The sequence below is a fragment of the Shewanella sp. S1-58-MNA-CIBAN-0166 genome, assembly GCF_040310085.1.
In the GTDB taxonomy this organism is placed as follows: domain Bacteria; phylum Pseudomonadota; class Gammaproteobacteria; order Enterobacterales; family Shewanellaceae; genus Shewanella.
Genome location: NZ_JBEOPN010000078.1, coordinates 1 through 662, shown reverse-complemented (window position 1 = coordinate 662; position 662 = coordinate 1). Strand labels below are relative to the sequence as shown.

Sequence of the window (662 nt, the reverse complement as noted above, 5' to 3'; positions counted from 1 at the left end):
TTATAGTGAGTCAGGTTTTACTAGCGTAGAAGCATTTGTTAAAGCAATGTTCAGCTCAGAAAGAAAACAGCTTGATGCTTTCGTTAGCTTTGTAAAGAATAAAGGCCTAGAAAAGTACCTAATAACGCTAGACTGGGCTTCATTTGCTAAAGGTTATAACGGTTCGCAGTACGAACAGAATAAGTATGATATTAAATTACAGAAGGCATTTGAAAAATATGACAAAAAGTAAACTCTCTAACGCTTTGTGGGTTTTATCCTTATTTTTAGTTGCATCGTGTAGCGCCTCTCAGCGTGATGTGGCAGAGATTATATTTAAATGCCACGCTGATCAGCCCAAATCGATTGATGTTGTTATTAGTAAAATGGATAACACGTTTAAATTAGAGCAATTTAATATTGAGAGTTCAAAGCTTGCTAATGCAGCGCTAATTAGTGATGTGAGTAAATCGAGCTACCACCGTTCTTTAGTTACAGAGCACAGTATGACTTTCACATACGACGATAGTGAAGTCATAGTGAGTGACTACTACAGCGAAGAACTTAATATGATTATTAAAGAAACATCAGTAACAATACAAAAAATTGGTACAAAAGAATATTGGCTTTGTGATGATTCAGGTTTTAGTAAGTTGGGCTCTATTGAAGATTTCTAGTGAATT

2 protein-coding genes are annotated in these 662 nt (G+C 35.0%); both read left to right on the top strand.

Features of this window, described 5'->3' with window-relative positions; translation table 11 throughout:
* Positions 1-232, top strand: a 232-nt coding sequence (locus AAEY99_RS21150) for an N-acetylmuramidase domain-containing protein (RefSeq protein ID WP_351011938.1), incomplete at its 5' end; no start/stop codon positions are given.
* Positions 219-656, top strand: a complete 438-nt coding sequence (locus AAEY99_RS21145; protein WP_350996960.1) for a hypothetical protein — start codon at positions 219-221, stop codon at positions 654-656. The genes AAEY99_RS21150 and AAEY99_RS21145, both read left to right, overlap by 14 nt.
* Positions 657-662 lie beyond the last annotated feature (6 nt).

What these genes read in the sequence shown, in the direction of transcription:
- AAEY99_RS21145 (WP_350996960.1), top strand. Translation starts at nt 219, where the DNA reads ATGACAAAAAGTAAACTCTCTAACGCTTTGTGGGTTTTATCCTTATTT.